Annotated in this window: 1 protein-coding gene; it reads right to left on the bottom strand. The window is 23.6% G+C overall.

The window, feature by feature from the left end; translation table 4 throughout:
* Positions 1 to 287: 287 nt before the first annotated feature.
* Positions 288 to 510: hypothetical protein (locus tag EHV01_RS06520; RefSeq protein WP_422066750.1), on the bottom strand; the 223-nt coding region annotated here is incomplete at its 5' end.

The following is a 510-nucleotide window of genomic DNA, read 5'->3' as shown; positions in this document are numbered from 1 at the left end:
TRTTTTATTCCTGTTAATCGGAATAATTCTTTATCATTAATAAAATCAAATTTATCAAATTTCATAATTTTAGATTCTTATAATTTCTATTTTAAATATATTTTATAAGAATTTTAAAATAACTAGGTTATGCAAGAAGTCTAATATTTTAGATACAGACAATGTATTTAATAAATAGAAAGAAGGAAGTAAAATATGGCACAAAACCCACAAAGAATTTTCGGAGATATTGCTAATCAAGCAACTAAACGAGACCGAGAAACATTTGAATAATGATATTTACAAACTTATCAACAAAAATTTAGTTGAGAAGCATTATTTGCATGAAAAGAAGCAAATAAATTTGGTTTAACATATAAAAGAAAGAAAAATATTAAATACAATGAAGGTTTAGGAGCAAACGGTCAAGTATTTAATACTGATGATAACCTACTAAAATATTCAACAGTGGAATTTGAAGATGGAATTGTTGAATTAGATACAATTTTAACTTTTGCTCGTAAATTARAC

The sequence above is a fragment of the Spiroplasma sp. hy2 genome (assembly GCF_044714365.1).
Taxonomy (GTDB): domain Bacteria; phylum Bacillota_I; class Bacilli_A; order Mycoplasmatales; family Mycoplasmataceae; genus Spiroplasma; species Spiroplasma phoeniceum.
This window is presented reverse-complemented; position numbering and strand designations above follow the sequence as displayed.